Here is a 15,793-nt window from a genome sequence, read left to right as displayed (position 1 = left end):
CCATGCTATTCGGGCGGCGGCCGCGCGAGCCGCGCGAGGCGTCCTCCCGCGCCGCCGGTGCGCCCGGGTGGCGGCGGGCTGCGCCAGAGTGGAGGCATGCGCAGACTCCTCCTCGGCCTCGCCACCAACGCCGTCGCCCTCTGGCTGACCACGCTCGTCGTCGCGGGCGTCCGCGTCGATCCGTACGAGCAGGGGCCGACCGCCGCGGTGCTCACGTACCTCCTCGTCGCAGTGATCTTCGGCGTCGTCAACTCCGTGGTCGGCAGGGTGGTCCGCGTCGTGGCCTTCCCGCTGTACGTGCTGACGCTCGGTCTCGTCTCCTTCCTGGTGAACGGCCTGCTCCTGCTGCTGACGGCCTGGATCAGCGGCCTCTTCGGCTTCGGCCTGGTCGTGGACGGGTTCTGGTGGGGCGTCCTCGGCGCCCTCGTGCTCGCGATCGTCAACTGGTTCATCGGGCTGCTCCTGCGCCCCTTCGCTCGCGACCGCCGCCGGGACTGACCGGCACGGTCGTCAGCCGGGCGGCGACGCGCGAGTCCGGCGCTCCCCGCCAGAGCGGGAACAGCGCGGCCCCGGTCGCCGCGAGCCGGGGGTCGGCCGCCGCATCGAGGGCGCGCCCGGTCGCGACGTACGCGTCGAGCGCGTGCGCGGGCGCCGGGGTGTCGCGCACGATCCCCGCCGGGGAGTCGCGCTCGACCAGCACCACCCCCGGCTCCTCCGCCGCCGTCCGGCCGAAGCCGCCGAGCGCCGGCACCAGGTCGTCGGAGTGCTCGATCGAGAGCGAGCGCGTCCCCTCCGGCAGATCCAGCCCGCGCACCGGACTGCCGAAGGTGACGATGTCGTGCACGTCGTAGCGCCCCGACTGCGCCACTCGCAGGGCGACCAGCCCGCCCTGCGAGTGCGCGGCGATCGTGACGGGAGCCCCGGCGGGGATTCCCGCCGCCGCCATCGCCGCGAGCGCTCCCTCGACGGAGGCGGCGCGCCCGCCCGCCATCGCCTGCAGGTTCGACGGAGCCCCGAAGGACTGCTCCGGGTCAGCGCTCCAGTCGGTGGTGCCGGAGAGCGTGACGAGCCACTCCCCGCCGTAGCGCTCGATCACCACCTGCGGACCGTCGGGGTCGCTCGGCGGGATCCGCGCCGCGAGCTCCCCCCAGCCCGCCGGTGCGGCGAGCGGGTCGACCGGCGGCGCCACCCGCTCGACCCGCAGCTCCCGCTCGCCCGGCGCCGGCAGCACGCCGAACACCGTCCCCAGGACGACGAGCACCCCCGCCGCCGACTGCACCCCGTTCCCGATCACCTGCTCGGACGTCGGTCGCCCCACCGCGTCGGCCAGCGGCGGCGGGAGCAGCAGCACCCCGATCTCGGTGCCGAGGCCGATCGCGGAGATCACCCCGCGCAGGCCCTCGATCAGGAGCGGGTCGCCCAGCAGCGCCCGGACGAGGTCCTCCCCCTCCTCCGCAAGGTCGGCCTCGGCGCCCTCGTCCCCCGCGAGGGCCCGCACCGCCGCCGAGACCGACCCGAACGCGGCGTCGGCGACCGCCCGGACCAGCACCGCCGCGTCCTCGACGGCACCGGGGAGTCGCCGCGCGAGGGACTCGCCCGCACGCCGCTCGAAGAGCGCGACGGCGGTCTGCGGCCCGAGGATCTCCGGCATCCCCGGCATCCCCGGCATCCCCGGCATCCCCGGCATCCCCGGCATCCCCGGCATCTCCGGCATCTCCGGCACCCCCGGCATCCCCGGTGCCGCGTCCTCCTCCGCCCGCTCGTACCCCGCCGCCGCCGCGGCGAGCGCCTCCCGGAGCGCCACCGCCTCGGCCTCGAGCAGGCGGAGCCGATCGCCGAGCGCCGCCGGCTCGCCCGCCCGGGCCGGCGCCGCGAGCATCACCGCGGGGACGAGCCCGTCGCCGAGCACCGCGCACTCGGCCAGCCCCGCAGCGAGCCCCGCGAGCACCCGCCGGCGCTCGTCGAGCTCGGCCGTCTCCACCCGCACCGGGGACGGCGCCCTCACCCGCCCGCCCCCACTGCCAGCCCGCGCGCCGCCGCCTCCGCCGTCGCGAGCCCGGCCAGCAGCTCGGCCGCCCGCTCGGCGTACTCCCGCGCCGCCGACCCCTCCCAGTCGGCGTCGGGCAGGAGTCCGCCCGCCTCCCCGCGCAGCACCCCGATCCGCTCGGCGAGCGCCGCCACCGCCGCGCTCGGCCACGGCGCCGCCGCACCCGTCGCTCCCCCTGCAGCCGCCTCGACGCCCATCCGCCACCTCCCTTCTCTCGATGCCCGCGGCCAGCCTCGGGCACCGCGGTCGGCCGCGGGCGGGCGCTCCCCGAAACGGTGGAGAGGTCGAGAATCCGCCCGCTGTGGAGGACCGCCGGTGCGCCATGATGGGCGGGTGACCCCCTCTTCCGCGCCGTCGGCGTTCGCCGTGTGCTTCGTCTGCACCGGCAACATCTGCCGGTCGCCGATGGCGGAGGTGGTGCTGCGCTCCCTCGCCGAGCAGGCCGGGCTCGGCTCGGTCATCACGATCACCTCCGCCGGCACCGGCGAGTGGCACCTCGGCGAGCACGCCGACCACCGCGCCCTCGAGGCGCTCGATCGCCGCGGACTCGACGGCGCCCCGCACCGCGCGCGGCTCTTCGACCCCGCGCTCTTCGAGGAGTTCGACCTCGTCGTCGCACTCGATCACGGCCACGAGCGGGCGCTGCGCTCCTGGGCGCGCACCGACGTCGACCGGCAGAAGATCCGGCGCCTGCTCGCCTTCGAGCCGGGCCTCTCGGCGCAGGGCGACGTCCCCGACCCCTACTATTCCGATGCGGCGGCGTTCGACTCGGTGCTCGCGCTGATCGAGCGCGCGTGCCGGGCACTCTTCGCCCAGATCGAACCGGGACTGCGCGGCAACCGCACGGTCCGCACCGACCCGCGATCGAGCCTCCAGACCGCGCGGGACCCCCGAGAACCGGAAGGCACCACCGCATGACCTCGCTCCCTCCCCAGCCGCTCAGCCCGCTCGACGGCCGCTACAGCGCCGCCGTCTCCGCCCTCGGCGAGCACCTGTCGGAGGCCGGGCTGAACCGAGCGCGCGTGCACGTGGAGGTGGAGTGGCTGCTCGCCCTCACCGACCGCCGCCTCTTCGGCTCCGAGCCGGTCGAGGCCGCCGCCGCCGAGGAGCTCCGCCGTCGCGCCCGCGACTTCGGCCAGCCCGAGATCGACCGCCTGGCCGAGCTCGAGGCCGTCACCCGCCACGACGTGAAGGCGGTCGAGTACCTGGTGCGCCAGTGGCTGGCCGAGCTTGGCCTGGACCGCATCGCCGAGCTCACCCACTTCGCCGCGACCAGCGAGGACATCAACAACCTCTCCTACGCGCTCGTCGTCCGCCGGGCCGTCGAGGACGTCTGGCTGCCGAAGCTGCGCTCGGTCGTCGCCTCCCTGCGCGAGCTCGCCGTGCGCTACCGCGACGAGTCGATGCTCAGCCGCACCCACGGCCAGCCCGCGACGCCCACCACGATGGGCAAGGAGTTCGCCGTCTACGCCTTCCGCCTCGAGCGGGTCGTCGTGCAGCTCGAGGCCACCGAGTACCTCGGCAAGTTCAGCGGAGCGACCGGCACCTTCGCGGCGCACCTCGCGGCGGATCCGGACACCGACTGGGCGGCCCTCGCGGCGGAGTTCGTCGGCTCCCTCGGCCTCGTCTTCAACCCGCTGACCACCCAGATCGAGTCGCACGACTGGCAGGCCGAGCTCTACGGCAAGGCCGCGCACGCGAACCGGATCCTGCACAACATCTGCACCGACGTCTGGACCTACATCTCGCTCGGCTACTTCCGGCAGATCCCGCAGGCCGGCGCGACCGGCTCGTCGACGATGCCGCACAAGATCAACCCGATCCGGTTCGAGAACGCCGAGGCGAACCTCGAGCTCTCCAGCGCGCTGCTCGACTCGCTCGCGCAGACCCTGGTCACCTCGCGGCTGCAGCGCGACCTCACCGACTCGACGACGCAGCGCAACATCGGCGTCGCGTTCGGCCACTCGCTGCTCGCGCTGGACAACATCGCCCGCGGTCTGCTCGAGATCGACCTCGATCCGCGCGCCCTCGCCGCCGACCTCGACACCAACTGGGAGGTGCTCGCGGAGGCGATCCAGACCGTCATCCGCGCCGAGGTCGTCGCGGGACGCTCCTCGATCACAGACCCGTACGCGATGCTCAAGGACCTCACCCGCGGCAAGCGCCTCGGCGCCGAGGACCTCGCGGTCTTCGTCGACGGCCTCGACATCGGCGCTGCCGCGAAGGCCCGTCTGCTCGCGCTGACGCCCGCCGGCTACACCGGGCTGGCCTCGGAGCTGGTCGACCGCCTGAGCTGAGTCGCCGTCGAGCTCGCCTGCGAGGGAGCTCGACGGCGACGGCCCCCGGCGCGGATGTCGGGGGTCCTGCCTAGGGTCGGAGCATGTCCCCCGATGCAGTGCCCGCCCAGGACTGCGGCGCCCCGGACCGCGCTGCCCCGGACCGCGCTGCCTCGGGCTGCGCTCTCGACGGCTGCCGCTCGGCCGCCGAGCCGGGTGCGCCGGTCGCTCTCTGCAGCGCGCACCTCGGGCTCGCGCACGACTGGGTGGCGCGCGAGGACGGCGTCGTCGACGCCCTCCCCTCGCCGTGCCTCGTCTGCGGCTCGCGGCTGGGCGTCCGGCACCCCTCCGGCTGGCTCTGCGCGGCCTGCGAGTGGCGGCTCGGCGACGCGCCCGACGGCGAGCTGCCGCCGCCGCGGGTCGAGGTCGTCTACTACATCCGCTTCGCCGGGCGGATCAAGATCGGCACCAGCGGCAACCCACGGCAGCGCCTGCACCGGCTGCGGCACGAGGAGCTGCTCGCCTTCGAGCGCGGCGGGCGGGCTTTGGAGCAGCACCGCCACGCGCAGTTCGCCGTCGAGCGGCTGGAGCGGACGGAGTGGTTCACCCGCAGCGCCGCGCTCGACCGGCACGTCGAGACGGTGCGGGCGGGCGAGCTCGACCCGTGGGTCCTGTACCGCCGCTGGTGCAGCGAGGCGCTCGCGCTGCAGGCCTGAGACGCAGCGGGGGGCGCGCGGTCGGCCGGCACGCCCCTCCGACCGGTCAGCGCGTCCAGGCGTCCGATCAGCGCGTCCAGGCGTCGACGAGCAGCGAGCCGCGTATCTCGCGCAGCTCGTCGAGCAGCCGGTCGACGAGCCCCGCCGAGACGCCCGACGCGAGGACGTCGTGCGGCCCGAGCGGAGGCAGGCGCCCGGTCCGCACCCGCACCACCTCCCAGCCGACGGCCCGCAGCGCGCGGTCCTTCCGCCGGTCCGCCTCCTCGCGATGCCCCACGTGCTCGAGCCCGTGGCGCCCCGTGGAGTCGTACTCGATCGCCACCCGCAGCTCGCTCAGCACGATGTCCGGCCACGCCTCCAGGTGCTCGAAGAACGGCCGGCTCAGCCGCACCGCCGTGAACCCCGGCTCGAACTCGAGCCGCTCGGCGAGCAGCGCCCGGAGCCGCGCCTCGACCGCCGACGCGGGCGGAGGCGCGCAGGCGCTGACGAAGGGCTCCCCCGGCGGGAGCTGCGGGGTCTTCGAGCAGATCCGCGGCGGGCGCGACCTCGTCGGCGTGCGAACGGGACGGGGCGGGCGCGCAGCAGCAGGCTCGGGAGCAGGGGTCGACGGACGCTCGACCACCGGCTCCACCGCGGGCCGCAGCGTCCGGGGCTTCGCGAGCGCCGCGCAGTCGGGGCACCAGGAGGAGCGCCGCCGCTCCCGGCCCGGACGGTGCCGCTGCTCCTCGGGAGTCGCGACGAACACGTGCCCCGCGTCGCACAGCCAGCACAGGTAGACGTCGGCCGCCGGCGGGATCTGGCTGAGCACGATCCCCCCGTTGCACTCGGGCCGGTACTGGAGCACGAGCACCGGGAACGATGCCCACGCCTCCCGGTACGTCCCCACCGGATACGGGACGTCGACCCCTCGCGAGAATCGCCGCCGCTCCCACCACCGCCCAATCGCCTCCGCCACCCCCGCACGCTAACTCGGACCACCGACGCCGCCGCGTGCATGCTGATCGAGGAGCCCGCGGGGCGGGCGTCTCGAAGGGGATCGGCGGCAGAGGGGGAGTCTGCAGGGCCGCCGTGCTGAGGACGGTGGGTCTCGATACGCCCCTGTGGGGCTGCTCGACCAGCATGCCCGGCCCTGTGGGGCGACTCGATCAACATGCCCGGCCCTGCAGGGCTACTCGACCAGCATGCCCGGCCTTCGGGGCTAGTCGACCAGCATGCACGCCCTGCGGGGCTGCTCGACCAGCATGCACGCCCTGCGGGGCTACTCGACCCGCATGCCCGGCCCTGCGGGGCTACTCGACCAGCATGCACGCCCTGCGGGGCTGCTCGGCCAGCCGGCCGGGGACGGAGTCCGGCGGAACAGTCGGGCCCACTCCGGGTCCGCTCGCGCGGATCAGGGCTGTCGAGTGGACGCGGGCGGGGCTCCGCTCGGGACACGAGGCCCACTGCCGGTCCGCTCGCGCCCTCATGCTGATCGAGTAGCCCGCGGAGCGGGCGTATCGAGATCCAGCGCCTCCAGCAGGCGAGCCCGCGGACCTGCTGTGCTGAGGACGGTGGGTCTCGATACGCCCCTGCGGGGCTACTCGACCGACATGCACGCCCCTGCGGGGCTACTCGACCGACATGCACGCCCCTGCGGGGCTACTCGACCGACATGCACGCCCCTGCGGGGCTGCTCGACCGACATGCACGCCCCTGCGGGGCTGCTCGACCGACATGCACGCCCCTGCGGGGCTGCTCGACCGGCATGCACGCCCCTGCGGGGCTGCTCGACCGACATGCACGCCCCTGCGGGGCTGCTCGACCGGCATGCACGGCCAGCATGCGGGGCGTGTGGGGCTACTCCTGTGGCGAGGGGCGGCGCCGGCGGGCGAGGAGGGCGGCGGCGAGACCGAGGACGAGGGCGGCCAGGCCGCCACCGAGCCACGGGCCGGGATGGGCTCCCGAGTCGGCCAGGGTCGTGGTCACCTTCGGGACGACCGGCGTCGGCGAGACGACGGTCGTCTCGCCCGGTGCTCCGCACTCCCCGCGATGGACGACCGTTCCGTCCTTCGTGGCGAGCGTCTCGACCCAGTAGTAGTCGCCGGGCTCGGTGAACCGGGTCTCACCGGACCAGTAGGAGACGTCCTCGTTCAGGCCGGGCGTCGTGGCGACGGGGCTGTCCGACCCGTCGAAGACGCGGTTCGCCGGCGTACACGTGTCCTGGTCGCCGCTCCTTCTGAACGCCTCGAACGTGATCACCGCACCGGCCGGGACCCAGCCGTTCACGACGGCCTCGTCCCGCACCGGGTCGCCCACCTGCACTGCCGGGGTGGCCTTGGTGCGGACGTCGGGAGTGTGCACGGTGGTCGTCTCGCCGGGCGCTCCGCACGCACCCTGAGCGAGGATCCTCCCGTCGTAGGAGTGCAGCTCCTCCACCCAGTGCACGGCGCCCGCGGTGGTGAAGACGACCGGGCGCGAGGTGTAGGTGCCCGCCTTCTCGACGACGACCGGTGTGCCGGTCGTGTCCGCCGCCAGTGTCGACGCGTCGCAGACCGGCGGCGCGCTGTCAGCGGAGGATCCCGTGCCGGCGGCCGCACGGTAGGCCTTCCACACCAGGTACGCGCCCTTCGGCGTGTCCCCGGTGACGATCGCGTCGTCGGTCGCGCCGTCATGGACCGCGCTGTCGGTCTGCGCCTTCGACGACACATCGGGCACGGTCACCTTCGTGGTCTCCCCCGGCACTCCGCACTCGCCGCGGTGCAGGACGCGGCCGTCCTTGGTCCGCAGCGTCTCCACCCAGTGATGGACGCCCGGCTCCGCGAAGCGGACCTCGCTCGACCAGTACGACCTCTTCTCGTTCCGCCCCGCGGCGACCGCGACGGGCGACGTCGAGCCGTCGTAGACGCGGGATTCGACGGTGCAGGAGGCCCTGTCGCCGGTCTGCCGGTACGCCTCGAAGGTGATCACGGCGCCCTCCGGCACCTCGCCGTCGACGACCGCCTCGTCCTTCGCGGTGTCCGACAGCGGCACGGAGGGCGTCGCCTTCGTGCGGACCTCCGGGGTCGTCACGCGCACGACCTCGCCCTTCGTGTTCCACCCGTCCGCCCAGCCCGTGGTGAAGAGCGTCTCGGGGGCGGACCAGACCCAGACGATGTGGCCGGCCGAGTCCGCCGGCGCGGTCGCCGGCTCCGAGGTGAAGGTGCCGGGTCCCTCGACGACGATGCTCGAGGTCGTCAGGACCCTGGCGTTCTCCGGTCTCGTCGCCGGGACCGCTCCGGTGCCGGGCAGCCAGTAGGCGGTGCCGGTGAAGGTGACGGGGACGCTCCTGCCGTCCTTCCTCAGCCAGGCTCCGGTGTCCTTCACCGTGAGGGTGTCCGTGGAGGTCGCGGCGACGGGGATCTCCTCGTCGGTGACCTGCGTCTCCGCCGCGACCGTCGTCGGCGAGAGATGCGTCTCCGCGACCAGCCCGAACCCGTCCGACCACGTGTAGCCGTCGGGGAGGAACGGCTTCACCCGGTCCGGCTGCGACGCCTCCTCGACGCGCCAGACCCAGGTGTAGAACCCGGCCGAGGGGACCGTCACTCCCGGGGACGTGTACGTCCCCGGGCCGGTCGCGGTCAGCTCGACGCTTCCGGCGACGGGCGCGCCCGGTGGCACCGCGTCGGACTGCGCCGGCTGCTCGGCGTACGGACCGTGGAGCGTGCCGCGGTAGACCACCGGCACGGGCGCGCCGTCGAGGGTGCGCCACTCCCCCGATCCGGGCGCGACGCCTGCCGTGACGGTGTCGGTCGCCTGCGTCCCGGCCTCCACGCGTCGTGTCGAGACCTGCGTCGATCCGATCGGCGAGAACAGGTTCGGGATCGGCGCGGAGGCCGCCGTGGCGGCGGCGATCGTGAATGAGCCGTCGATCTTCTGCCCCTTCGACGCGGTCCACTGCTCGGAGGTCACCCCTGGAGCCCAGGTCATGATGTTGCCCAGATAGCCGGAGGCACCCGCCACCCGGATCTCGTCGGTCCGCGCCTCGACGGCGAAGGAGGGGCCGGCGCTCGGGACGACGCGGAACGTCCGCGACTCCCCGCCCTTCATCGTCGACTCCCCGGACCCGGTGTCGTCGAACACCGCGTTCGTCAGATGCACCGTCCCCGTCTGCCCGGGCGGATCGGTCCGAGCCGTGACTCTGCCGGTGCCCGCGCTCGACTGCATGTCGAGACTCAGCGACGCCGACCCGGACGTCCGCCCCGGCTGCACCGCCGTCACGCCGGCGGCCTCCGCCCGGTACTGCCGCAGCAGCCCGAGCACGGCGTCGCGGTTCCCGCCGGCGCGGGCGCTGTAGTAGACGTCGCCCGGCATGCCGTTGCCGTTGTACGCGGCGTTGTCCGCCACGTCCCACACGTATAGCGCGACGGCGGCCGCGGTGTTCGCGTCCTCCGTGTTCCCGTGGACGTCCATGACGTAGCTCAGTCGTGCGAGCTGATCCGGCGACAGGGAGTTCCAGTCGCTGTTCAGCGACGGACCGGACGTCGGGCTGTACGGGATCGACGCCCTGATCTGCAGGCAGTAGGCCAGCGTCCCGTCCGGGTGGCGATACGCGCCGAGGAAGCCCTTCCCCAGGTCGAAGCCCGCGCCGTGCGTGGCCGCCGACGCCGACAGCGGCGCGAGGAACGACGAGGTCACCGCCAGCGACGTGCCCGCTCCGCCGACCAGTCCCGCCGCCAGGAGGCCTGCGGCCAGTCGGCGCCCCGCCCGCATCCGGCCGCGGTGGGCGCCGCTCGGCCACACCACCGCTCGGTTCCGGTCACGCTGCCCGCCCACCGAGGCTCTCGCGGGCTCCCCCGCCCGTCGTCGTCGATCCATGCCGTTCTCTCCCCTGCGTGTGTCGAGGCTCGCGCCTCCCGCGAGCGCCGGATGCGATCGCGTACCGGCACGCGAGAGGCGTGCCGACGGAGACCAAGGTAACCGTTCCGTGGGATCATGATTCCACTGGCGCGAATCATCCGGTACCCAGACGGTGTGGCAATACGTGCCTGCGGGACCGCGATGCGATCCCGTGCGGGAGGATGGGCCTCATGCCTTCGTCCGCGTCGTCCACGAGGAGCCGAGCGACCCCGGAGGAGGCCGACCTGGCCGTCCGGGTGGTCGGCAGCGAGATCAACCGGGGGATCCTGCGGTCGCTCTCCCGCGCGGAGCGTCCCGAGCAGGGCCTGCTCTTCGGCGAGCTGGTGGAGGCGATCGGCCCGGAGCTGCCGACCGGCCGCGCCACGACGACGAGCCTCTACCGGCACCTCATCGAGCTGGAGGACGCCGGGGTGGTCCTCGGCAACCTCCCGCGCGAGCAGCGCCGCGGCCGCTCGGTCCAGTACCGCATCGTCGCGTCCCGCCTCGAGGAGATCTACGCGCGGAGCCTGGCGTACGCGCTCGGGGAGACCGAGCGGGACGACGTCTCGCCGTAGACCGTCCGGCTCACCGGGCGAGGGTGCTGCCGCACGGCGGACGACGGCGGGTCTCGATACGCCCCGCGGGGCTACTCGACCAGCATGATGCGGGGCGCCGAGGGCATGAATCCGCTTCCCCCTGCCGCCATTGAGGCATGCAACCGCACTGCCAGCGACGGCGGGGCTCGATACGCCCTGCGGGGCTACTCGACCAGCATGCAGGGGGAGCCCGCGACATCAGCAGTGGAGTCCGCGAGCTCCTCTCGCCGGCGACGGTGGGTCTCGATACGCCCCTGCGGGGCTACTCGACCAGCATGGGCGCGCGGACGCCAGCAGAGCTCCACCGCAGGTGCGAGCGCACCGCGGAATCGCGTGCCAAGCGATTCCGCGCAGCGGACGCAGGACGCTCTGCAGGACCCGGCCGCCTCAGGGAGCCGACCGCGGGGAGGAGCGACGCAGTCGCACCGACCTAATGAGCACCGTCCTGCTCGTCGAGGTCGGCGATCTCGGCCTCGTCGGGCTTGAAGGTCAGCGAGAACATGGCGATGGCGACGAGGACGACGATGAAGGCGACGCCGAAGCCGATCAGGGCGACGACGAACTCGCGGGTCGACATCAGCACGACGAGGCCGACGAAGGCCGCCATCACGGCGGAGAGGCCGACGAGCTCGAGCGGACGCAGGCGGTCCTTGCGGGTGGGGCGGAAGGTGCGCGGCGCGAAGTCGTCGTCGGAGGGCGACGGCTCGGAGGGGGCGGGGTCGGGGGCGGTCATCGGTCTCCTCCGGTGGTGGGGGTGGAGGGTGCGGCGGCATCGGCGCCGGCGGCCCACTTGAGCGAGAACGCGGCGATCGCGAGGAACACGGCGAGCATCACGGCGTACGCGCCGAGGAGTCCGACCGAGACGACGGGGTGCGGCGGGAGGAGGGCGAAGACCGCTCCGAGCAGGGCCGTGCCGAGGCCGACGATCACCGCGTCGCGGGCGGCGAGGCCGGTGCCGCGGCGGCCGCTGGAGAACTCGAGCGAGCCGGAGACGAGCGCCCAGCCGGCGATCAGCGCGATGAAGGGCAGCAGTGCCGCGACCGGCAGCGCGACGAGCGCGAGCACGCCGGCGGCGAGGGTGACCCCGGCGGAGGCGAGGGCGAGCGTGCGGCCGCGACCGGCGAGGGTGCGCAGGCCGATCACGAGGGCGACGGCGCCGCTGAGGATCGCGAAGCCGGCGAAGACGGCGAAGCCGAAGGCGGGGCCGTGGTCGGGCGAGAAGGTGATCACCACACCGGCGACGGCCGCGACGGCGGCTCGCGCGAGGTGGAGGGTCCACAGTCGGCTGGCGGTGTCGGCTTCGGCCACGGTCAGGCCTCTCTGGTGGTGCGGGCGGGTCGGGGTCGCGCGAGGGCGGGGACCGAGCGGCGTCGCCGGGTCCGTCGGTGCGGTGTCCCGCACGATCCGGAGGACGCGCCGGCCCGGAGTGGGCGGCCGCCTCCGCGGACCCTGCGATTTTACGCTCCCCGGGGCGCTCCCGGCGCCGGGAGCCTTCCGAGCGCCGGGATGCTCGGCCACCGTGCAGGTGACGACCCCCGTTCTGAGCACGCACCGAGCCCGCCTCGGAGAGCACAGCGTGTTTCCGCGGGGTAAACACCGCGGATCCGATCCGCACGGACTCGTGGCGCACAGGAGGCGCTCGCTATCGTGGGTCACACCCGCGCGCCTCACCCCCGGGCGCGATCACCACACCCCCCAGGCTCAGGACGTCCACCCCCGCCGTCCGGCCCGCCGCTATTCCCTGGAGTTGATGCCTTGAACGGACTGGATCTCGCGATCCTCGCGCAGCGAGCACGCGATCTGGCCTTCAGCAAGCTGGTCGCCGGCGGTTTCCACCGCTTCGGCAAGGGTTCCCGCATCTGCTTGCCCTTCCGGATCGGACCCGGGCAGGGCAAGCGGATCTCCATCGGCGAGAACGTGCTGATCAGCGCGAACTGCATGCTGATGGTCCCGACCGACGACGCGCCCACGCCCGCCCTGATCATCGGCGACCGCGTGCGGATGAACATGACCGCGATCAGCGCCGTCCAGAGCGTGATCATCGAGGAGGGCGTCGGCATCGCCCGCGGCGTCTACATCTCGGACCACTCGCACGGCTTCAAGGACCCGACGCGCTTCATCCGCGACCAGGGCGTCGACCGGATCGCCCCGGTGCGCATCGGCCGCGGAGCGTGGCTCGGCGAGAACGCCGTCATCATGCCCGGTGTGACGGTCGGCCGCGGCGCCGTGATCGGCGCGAACGCCGTCGTCCGCGAGGACGTCCCCGACTACTCCGTCGCCGTCGGCGTGCCCGCGCGCGTCATCCGGACCTTCGCGTGAGGAACGCCGTGCCCCAGCAGCCAGCGCCCGACCACACGGCGCCCGAGGCGACCGCCGACGGCGTCGTCCGCGACGTCGTCTTCACCTTCTCCTACGAGACCTACACGGATGCGGCCCGCCGCGGGATGATGCGCCCGCCGGACCGGATCCTGCACTCGCTGATGGAGAGCCCGCAGGTCGGTCGCCTGATCGTGGCGAACCCCTTCCGCTTCCTGCCGACGACGCTCGTCCGCGGGGCTCTGGGCCGCGAGGTCGAGTTCCCGTCGACGCCGCAGCGCATCCTGCACACCCCGCTGCGCCTGCGCCGCTCCGACCCGACCGACATCGCCGGCCTGGAGAAGGAGTACCGCGCCTACGACCAGGGGATCGCGAAGCTCGCCGACGAGATGGAGCTCGTGCGCCCCGTCGTCGTCACGACCAGCCCCGTCGTGGCCGGCTTCTCGCCGTTCGAGTGGGCCGAGCACGTGATGTTCTTCGCCCGCGACGACTGGACGACCTCGACCCGCTGGAAGGGCCACTGGCCCGCCTTCCAGGAGGCCTACCGCCGCGTCGCGAGCAGCGGCCGCTCCGTCACCGCCGTCTCGCAGGAGATCATCGACCGCATCGCGCCGACCGGCCCGCACGCCGTCGTCCCGAACGGCGTCAGCCCGGAGGAGTGGACCGGCCCCGTGCCCGACGCCCCCGAGTGGCTCGGCCGCATCCCCGGCCCGCGCGCTCTGCACGTCGGCACGCTGGACGACCGGCTCGACGTCGAGGGGATCGTCGCGGTCGCGACGGCGCACCCCGAGCTGCAGATCGTGCTGATGGGCCCGCAGCCCGACCCCGGCTACCTCGCCCCGCTCGCCCCGTTCGCGAACGTGCACCTGCACCACTCCGTCGGCCGCCGCGAGCTGGTGGCGACGATGCGCAACGTCGAGCTCTGCCTCCTCGCGCACCGCCGCACCCCGCTGACCGAGGCGATGAGCCCGCTCAAGCTCTACGAGTACGTGGCGAGCGGCTGCCCGGTGATCTCCGTCGATCTGCCGCCGATCCACGGCATCAGCGACCGGATCCGCATCGTGCCGACCATGGCGGAGTTCGCCGCGGTCGTCGACGACGCGCTCGCCGACGGCCCGGCCACCGAGGACGAGCGCCTCGGCTGGATCCACGCGAACTCCTGGGCCGCCCGGCACGAGACGGTGCTCGACATCCTGCTCGACCGGAACGACGGCCGCGCCCGCGCGGGCGGAGCCACCCCGTCGGCACTGCAGGCGGGCTAGGTCAATCCACCCGGGGGTCCGACTCCGAAGTAGCCAGGGAACGGGCGCCTCACTATCGTGGGGGTGGCACCGCGGCCCGTTCCGCTGTGCCCTCGTCCTCGGACGGCGAGCACTCGCCCAGGCGCAGGAGCGGATCCCGCCGTGCCGGCACCGCGTCGCACCCGACGTCACGATCCTCACCCGCCCGAGAACCACCCGACCGACCAGGACCACGATGCAGCGCAGGCTCCCCGCCCCACCCCGCGCGCGTCCCCCTGGTCGTCGACCCGCCGATGCCCGGGACGCCCCCACGTCCTGACGCACTCCGGGGAGAGCGCGGTCACGACGCCGCCGGATCTCCCTCCCACCGGGCCGCTCCCGTGCAGAGCGGGGCTCCCGCCCGGCTCCGCGCCGCCCCAGCACCACCAGCACCACCAGCACCACCCACCCCCACACCACCCAGCCCTGCACTACCGCCTCAGTCAGCTTCCGCCGGAGGAGAGCCCGAGAGCTCCCCCGGACGCGAGAAGGGTCGCCATGTCACAGTTCCTGTTCGTCTGCTCCGGTGGAGGGCATCTCAAACAGCTCTTCACCCTGTCCTCCCGCTTCGGGATCGACCCCGCCGACCAGCACTGGGTGACCTTCGACAACGGCCTCAGCCGCTCCCTCCTCGAGGGCCGCCGCGTCACCTACAGCCGCTTCGCCGCTCCCCGCGACGCCCGCCCGATCGCCGAGAACGCGCTGATCGCGCACCGGATCCTGGCCAAGGGCGACTACTCCGCCGTCTTCAGCACCGGCTCGAGCCCCGCCGTGTCGTTCATGCCCGAGGCCTCGCTCCGCGGCATCGAGTGCCACTACATCGAGAGCGCCGCGCGCGCCGACGGCCCCTCGATCACCGGCAAGATCATGGCCCGCCTCCCGGGCGTGAACACCTACACGCAGTACCCGGTCTGGGCGGACGAGCGCTGGCTCTTCGGCGGCTCGATCTTCGACGCGTACACGACGGGACCCGACCAGCCCGTCTCCGCGATCCGCCGCGCGGTGATCTCCGTCGGCACCCAGGACCTCTACCCCTTCGACCGGCTTATCGCCGCGTCCGTGCCGCTGCTGAAGGACGCCGAGGTGCTCTGGCAGACCGGCCTCGCCGACGTCTCCCCCTACGGCATCGAGGGCCGCGCGAGCGTGCCGCACCACGAGCTGCAGGAGGCCGTGAAGGAGGCGGACGTCGTCATCGCCCACGCGGGCACCGGCGCCGCCATCACGGCCATCGAGAACGGCAAGGTGCCGATCCTCGTCCCGCGCCTCGTCGCGCGCGGCGAGCACATCGACGACCACCAGATCCAGATCGCCCGCGAGCTCGACCAGCGCGGTCTGGCGATCGCCGCCGCCCCGGAGGAGCTGACCGAGGAGCTGCTGCTGCGCGCCGCGAGCCGCACCGCCGCGCTGGCCCCCACCGTGCCGCCGTTCCGCTTCAGCCCGTCCCGCGCGCGCTCGCGCCGCCGCGCCTCCGCGAGCGTCCCCTCCTGGCGCCCCGAGCGCGGCGACACCCGCTTCGAGACCGCCTGACGCGGGGGCCGCTGCGCCCACCTCGCGCCGGATCGCCTCCGGCACGCTGAACCACCTCCGGCTCGCCGAATCCCCGAGATTCTGCGAGCCGGAGCCGTCTCCACGTGCCGAGCGCCGCCGTGGAGACCTCCGGCACGCGGAAAGACCTCCGGCACGTCAGAAGCACCGGCTCGCGCGAGCC

14 protein-coding genes are annotated in these 15,793 nt (G+C 73.9%); 8 read left to right on the top strand and 6 right to left on the bottom strand.

Annotation, left to right across the window (positions count from 1 at the left end; all coding sequences use genetic code 11):
• The first annotated feature begins 96 nt into the window (after positions 1-96).
• Positions 97-498 carry a phage holin family protein gene (locus tag EDF17_RS00475; RefSeq protein WP_123444668.1) on the top strand — a complete coding sequence of 134 codons (402 nt, stop codon included), beginning with the start codon at positions 97-99 and terminating at the stop codon, positions 496-498.
• On the opposite strand, the gene EDF17_RS19670 is transcribed toward EDF17_RS00475, so the two are convergent.
• Positions 449-2,005, bottom strand: coding sequence for a hypothetical protein (locus EDF17_RS19670; protein WP_166649565.1), 1,557 nt, complete (start codon positions 2,003-2,005; stop codon positions 449-451). The two genes, EDF17_RS00475 and EDF17_RS19670, sit on opposite strands and share 50 nt — an antisense overlap.
• Positions 2,002-2,244 (bottom strand): hypothetical protein, encoded by a 243-nt coding sequence (locus tag EDF17_RS00465; RefSeq protein WP_123444667.1) that lies wholly within the window; start codon positions 2,242-2,244, stop codon positions 2,002-2,004. Before EDF17_RS00465 ends, EDF17_RS19670 begins: the two co-directional genes overlap by 4 nt.
• Positions 2,245-2,380: 136 nt before the next feature.
• Here EDF17_RS00465 and EDF17_RS00460 point away from each other — a divergent pair, with 136 nt between their 5' ends.
• The 3 genes from EDF17_RS00460 to EDF17_RS00450 all read left to right on the top strand — a co-directional run bounded on the left by EDF17_RS00460 (position 2,381) and on the right by EDF17_RS00450 (position 5,039).
• Positions 2,381-2,965, top strand: a complete 585-nt coding sequence (locus tag EDF17_RS00460) for a low molecular weight protein-tyrosine-phosphatase (RefSeq protein ID WP_243581095.1) — start codon at positions 2,381-2,383, stop codon at positions 2,963-2,965.
• Positions 2,962-4,344: an adenylosuccinate lyase gene (purB, locus tag EDF17_RS00455; protein WP_123444666.1), complete on the top strand. Its 1,383-nt coding sequence runs from the start codon at positions 2,962-2,964 to the stop codon at positions 4,342-4,344. Before EDF17_RS00460 ends, purB begins: the two co-directional genes overlap by 4 nt.
• 83 nt (positions 4,345-4,427) lie before the next feature.
• Positions 4,428-5,039, top strand: a complete 612-nt coding sequence (locus EDF17_RS00450; RefSeq protein ID WP_243732742.1) for a GIY-YIG nuclease family protein — start codon at positions 4,428-4,430, stop codon at positions 5,037-5,039.
• Between the two features lie 67 nt (positions 5,040-5,106).
• Here EDF17_RS00450 and EDF17_RS00445 read toward each other — a convergent pair whose 3' ends face one another.
• Together EDF17_RS00445 and EDF17_RS00440 are read right to left on the bottom strand one after the other, a co-directional pair.
• Positions 5,107-5,994, bottom strand: a complete 888-nt coding sequence (locus tag EDF17_RS00445; RefSeq protein WP_243732741.1) for a hypothetical protein — start codon at positions 5,992-5,994, stop codon at positions 5,107-5,109.
• Positions 5,995-6,875: 881 nt separating this feature from the next.
• On the bottom strand, positions 6,876-9,800 hold the full coding sequence (locus EDF17_RS00440; protein ID WP_123444664.1) for a hypothetical protein: 2,925 nt from the start codon (positions 9,798-9,800) through the stop codon (positions 6,876-6,878).
• Positions 9,801-10,084: 284 nt separating this feature from the next.
• On the opposite strand from EDF17_RS00440, the gene EDF17_RS00435 reads away from it, so the two are divergent.
• A complete protein-coding gene (locus EDF17_RS00435; RefSeq protein WP_123444663.1) occupies positions 10,085-10,468 on the top strand; it encodes a hypothetical protein in 384 nt (127 codons plus the stop codon).
• Positions 10,469-10,919: 451 nt separating this feature from the next.
• On the opposite strand, the gene EDF17_RS00430 is transcribed toward EDF17_RS00435, so the two are convergent.
• Complete coding sequence (locus EDF17_RS00430) at positions 10,920-11,222, bottom strand: hypothetical protein (RefSeq protein WP_260321427.1); 303 nt, start codon at positions 11,220-11,222, stop codon at positions 10,920-10,922.
• Positions 11,219-11,797 carry a hypothetical protein gene (locus EDF17_RS00425; RefSeq protein WP_133671813.1) on the bottom strand — a complete coding sequence of 193 codons (579 nt, stop codon included), beginning with the start codon at positions 11,795-11,797 and terminating at the stop codon, positions 11,219-11,221. Before EDF17_RS00425 ends, EDF17_RS00430 begins: the two co-directional genes overlap by 4 nt.
• A gap of 447 nt (positions 11,798-12,244) precedes the next feature.
• Between EDF17_RS00425 and EDF17_RS20410 the strand changes: the two genes are divergently transcribed.
• From EDF17_RS20410 to EDF17_RS00410, 3 genes are all read left to right on the top strand, one after another.
• Positions 12,245-12,808 carry an acyltransferase gene (locus EDF17_RS20410; protein ID WP_123444661.1) on the top strand — a complete coding sequence of 188 codons (564 nt, stop codon included), beginning with the start codon at positions 12,245-12,247 and terminating at the stop codon, positions 12,806-12,808.
• 8 nt (positions 12,809-12,816) lie between these two features.
• The gene (locus EDF17_RS00415) at positions 12,817-14,067 is read left to right on the top strand and encodes a hypothetical protein (protein ID WP_123444660.1); all 1,251 of its coding nucleotides are present in this window, start codon (positions 12,817-12,819) and stop codon (positions 14,065-14,067) included.
• 516 nt (positions 14,068-14,583) lie between these two features.
• Entirely contained in the window at positions 14,584-15,612 is a 1,029-nt protein-coding gene (locus EDF17_RS00410) for a glycosyltransferase (RefSeq protein WP_123444659.1), read from the top strand.
• The last annotated feature ends 181 nt before the right edge of the window (positions 15,613-15,793 follow it).

Origin of the sequence: Rathayibacter sp. PhB1 (assembly GCF_004362935.1) — a bacterium.
Classification (GTDB): Bacteria; Actinomycetota; Actinomycetes; order Actinomycetales; family Microbacteriaceae; genus Rathayibacter; species Rathayibacter festucae.
This window is presented reverse-complemented; position numbering and strand designations above follow the sequence as displayed.

Bases quoted from the DNA above. Each gene is read 5' to 3' on its own strand.
- EDF17_RS00475 (WP_123444668.1), top strand. From the start codon at position 97: ATGCGCAGACTCCTCCTCGGCCTCGCCACCAACGCCGTCGCCCTCTGG.
- EDF17_RS00465 (WP_123444667.1), bottom strand. From the start codon at position 2,244: ATGGGCGTCGAGGCGGCTGCAGGGGGAGCGACGGGTGCGGCGGCGCCG.
- purB (WP_123444666.1), top strand. From the start codon at position 2,962: ATGACCTCGCTCCCTCCCCAGCCGCTCAGCCCGCTCGACGGCCGCTAC.
- EDF17_RS00450 (WP_243732742.1), top strand. From the start codon at position 4,428: ATGTCCCCCGATGCAGTGCCCGCCCAGGACTGCGGCGCCCCGGACCGC.
- EDF17_RS00435 (WP_123444663.1), top strand. From the start codon at position 10,085: ATGCCTTCGTCCGCGTCGTCCACGAGGAGCCGAGCGACCCCGGAGGAG.
- EDF17_RS00430 (WP_260321427.1), bottom strand. From the start codon at position 11,222: ATGACCGCCCCCGACCCCGCCCCCTCCGAGCCGTCGCCCTCCGACGAC.
- EDF17_RS00410 (WP_123444659.1), top strand. From the start codon at position 14,584: ATGTCACAGTTCCTGTTCGTCTGCTCCGGTGGAGGGCATCTCAAACAG.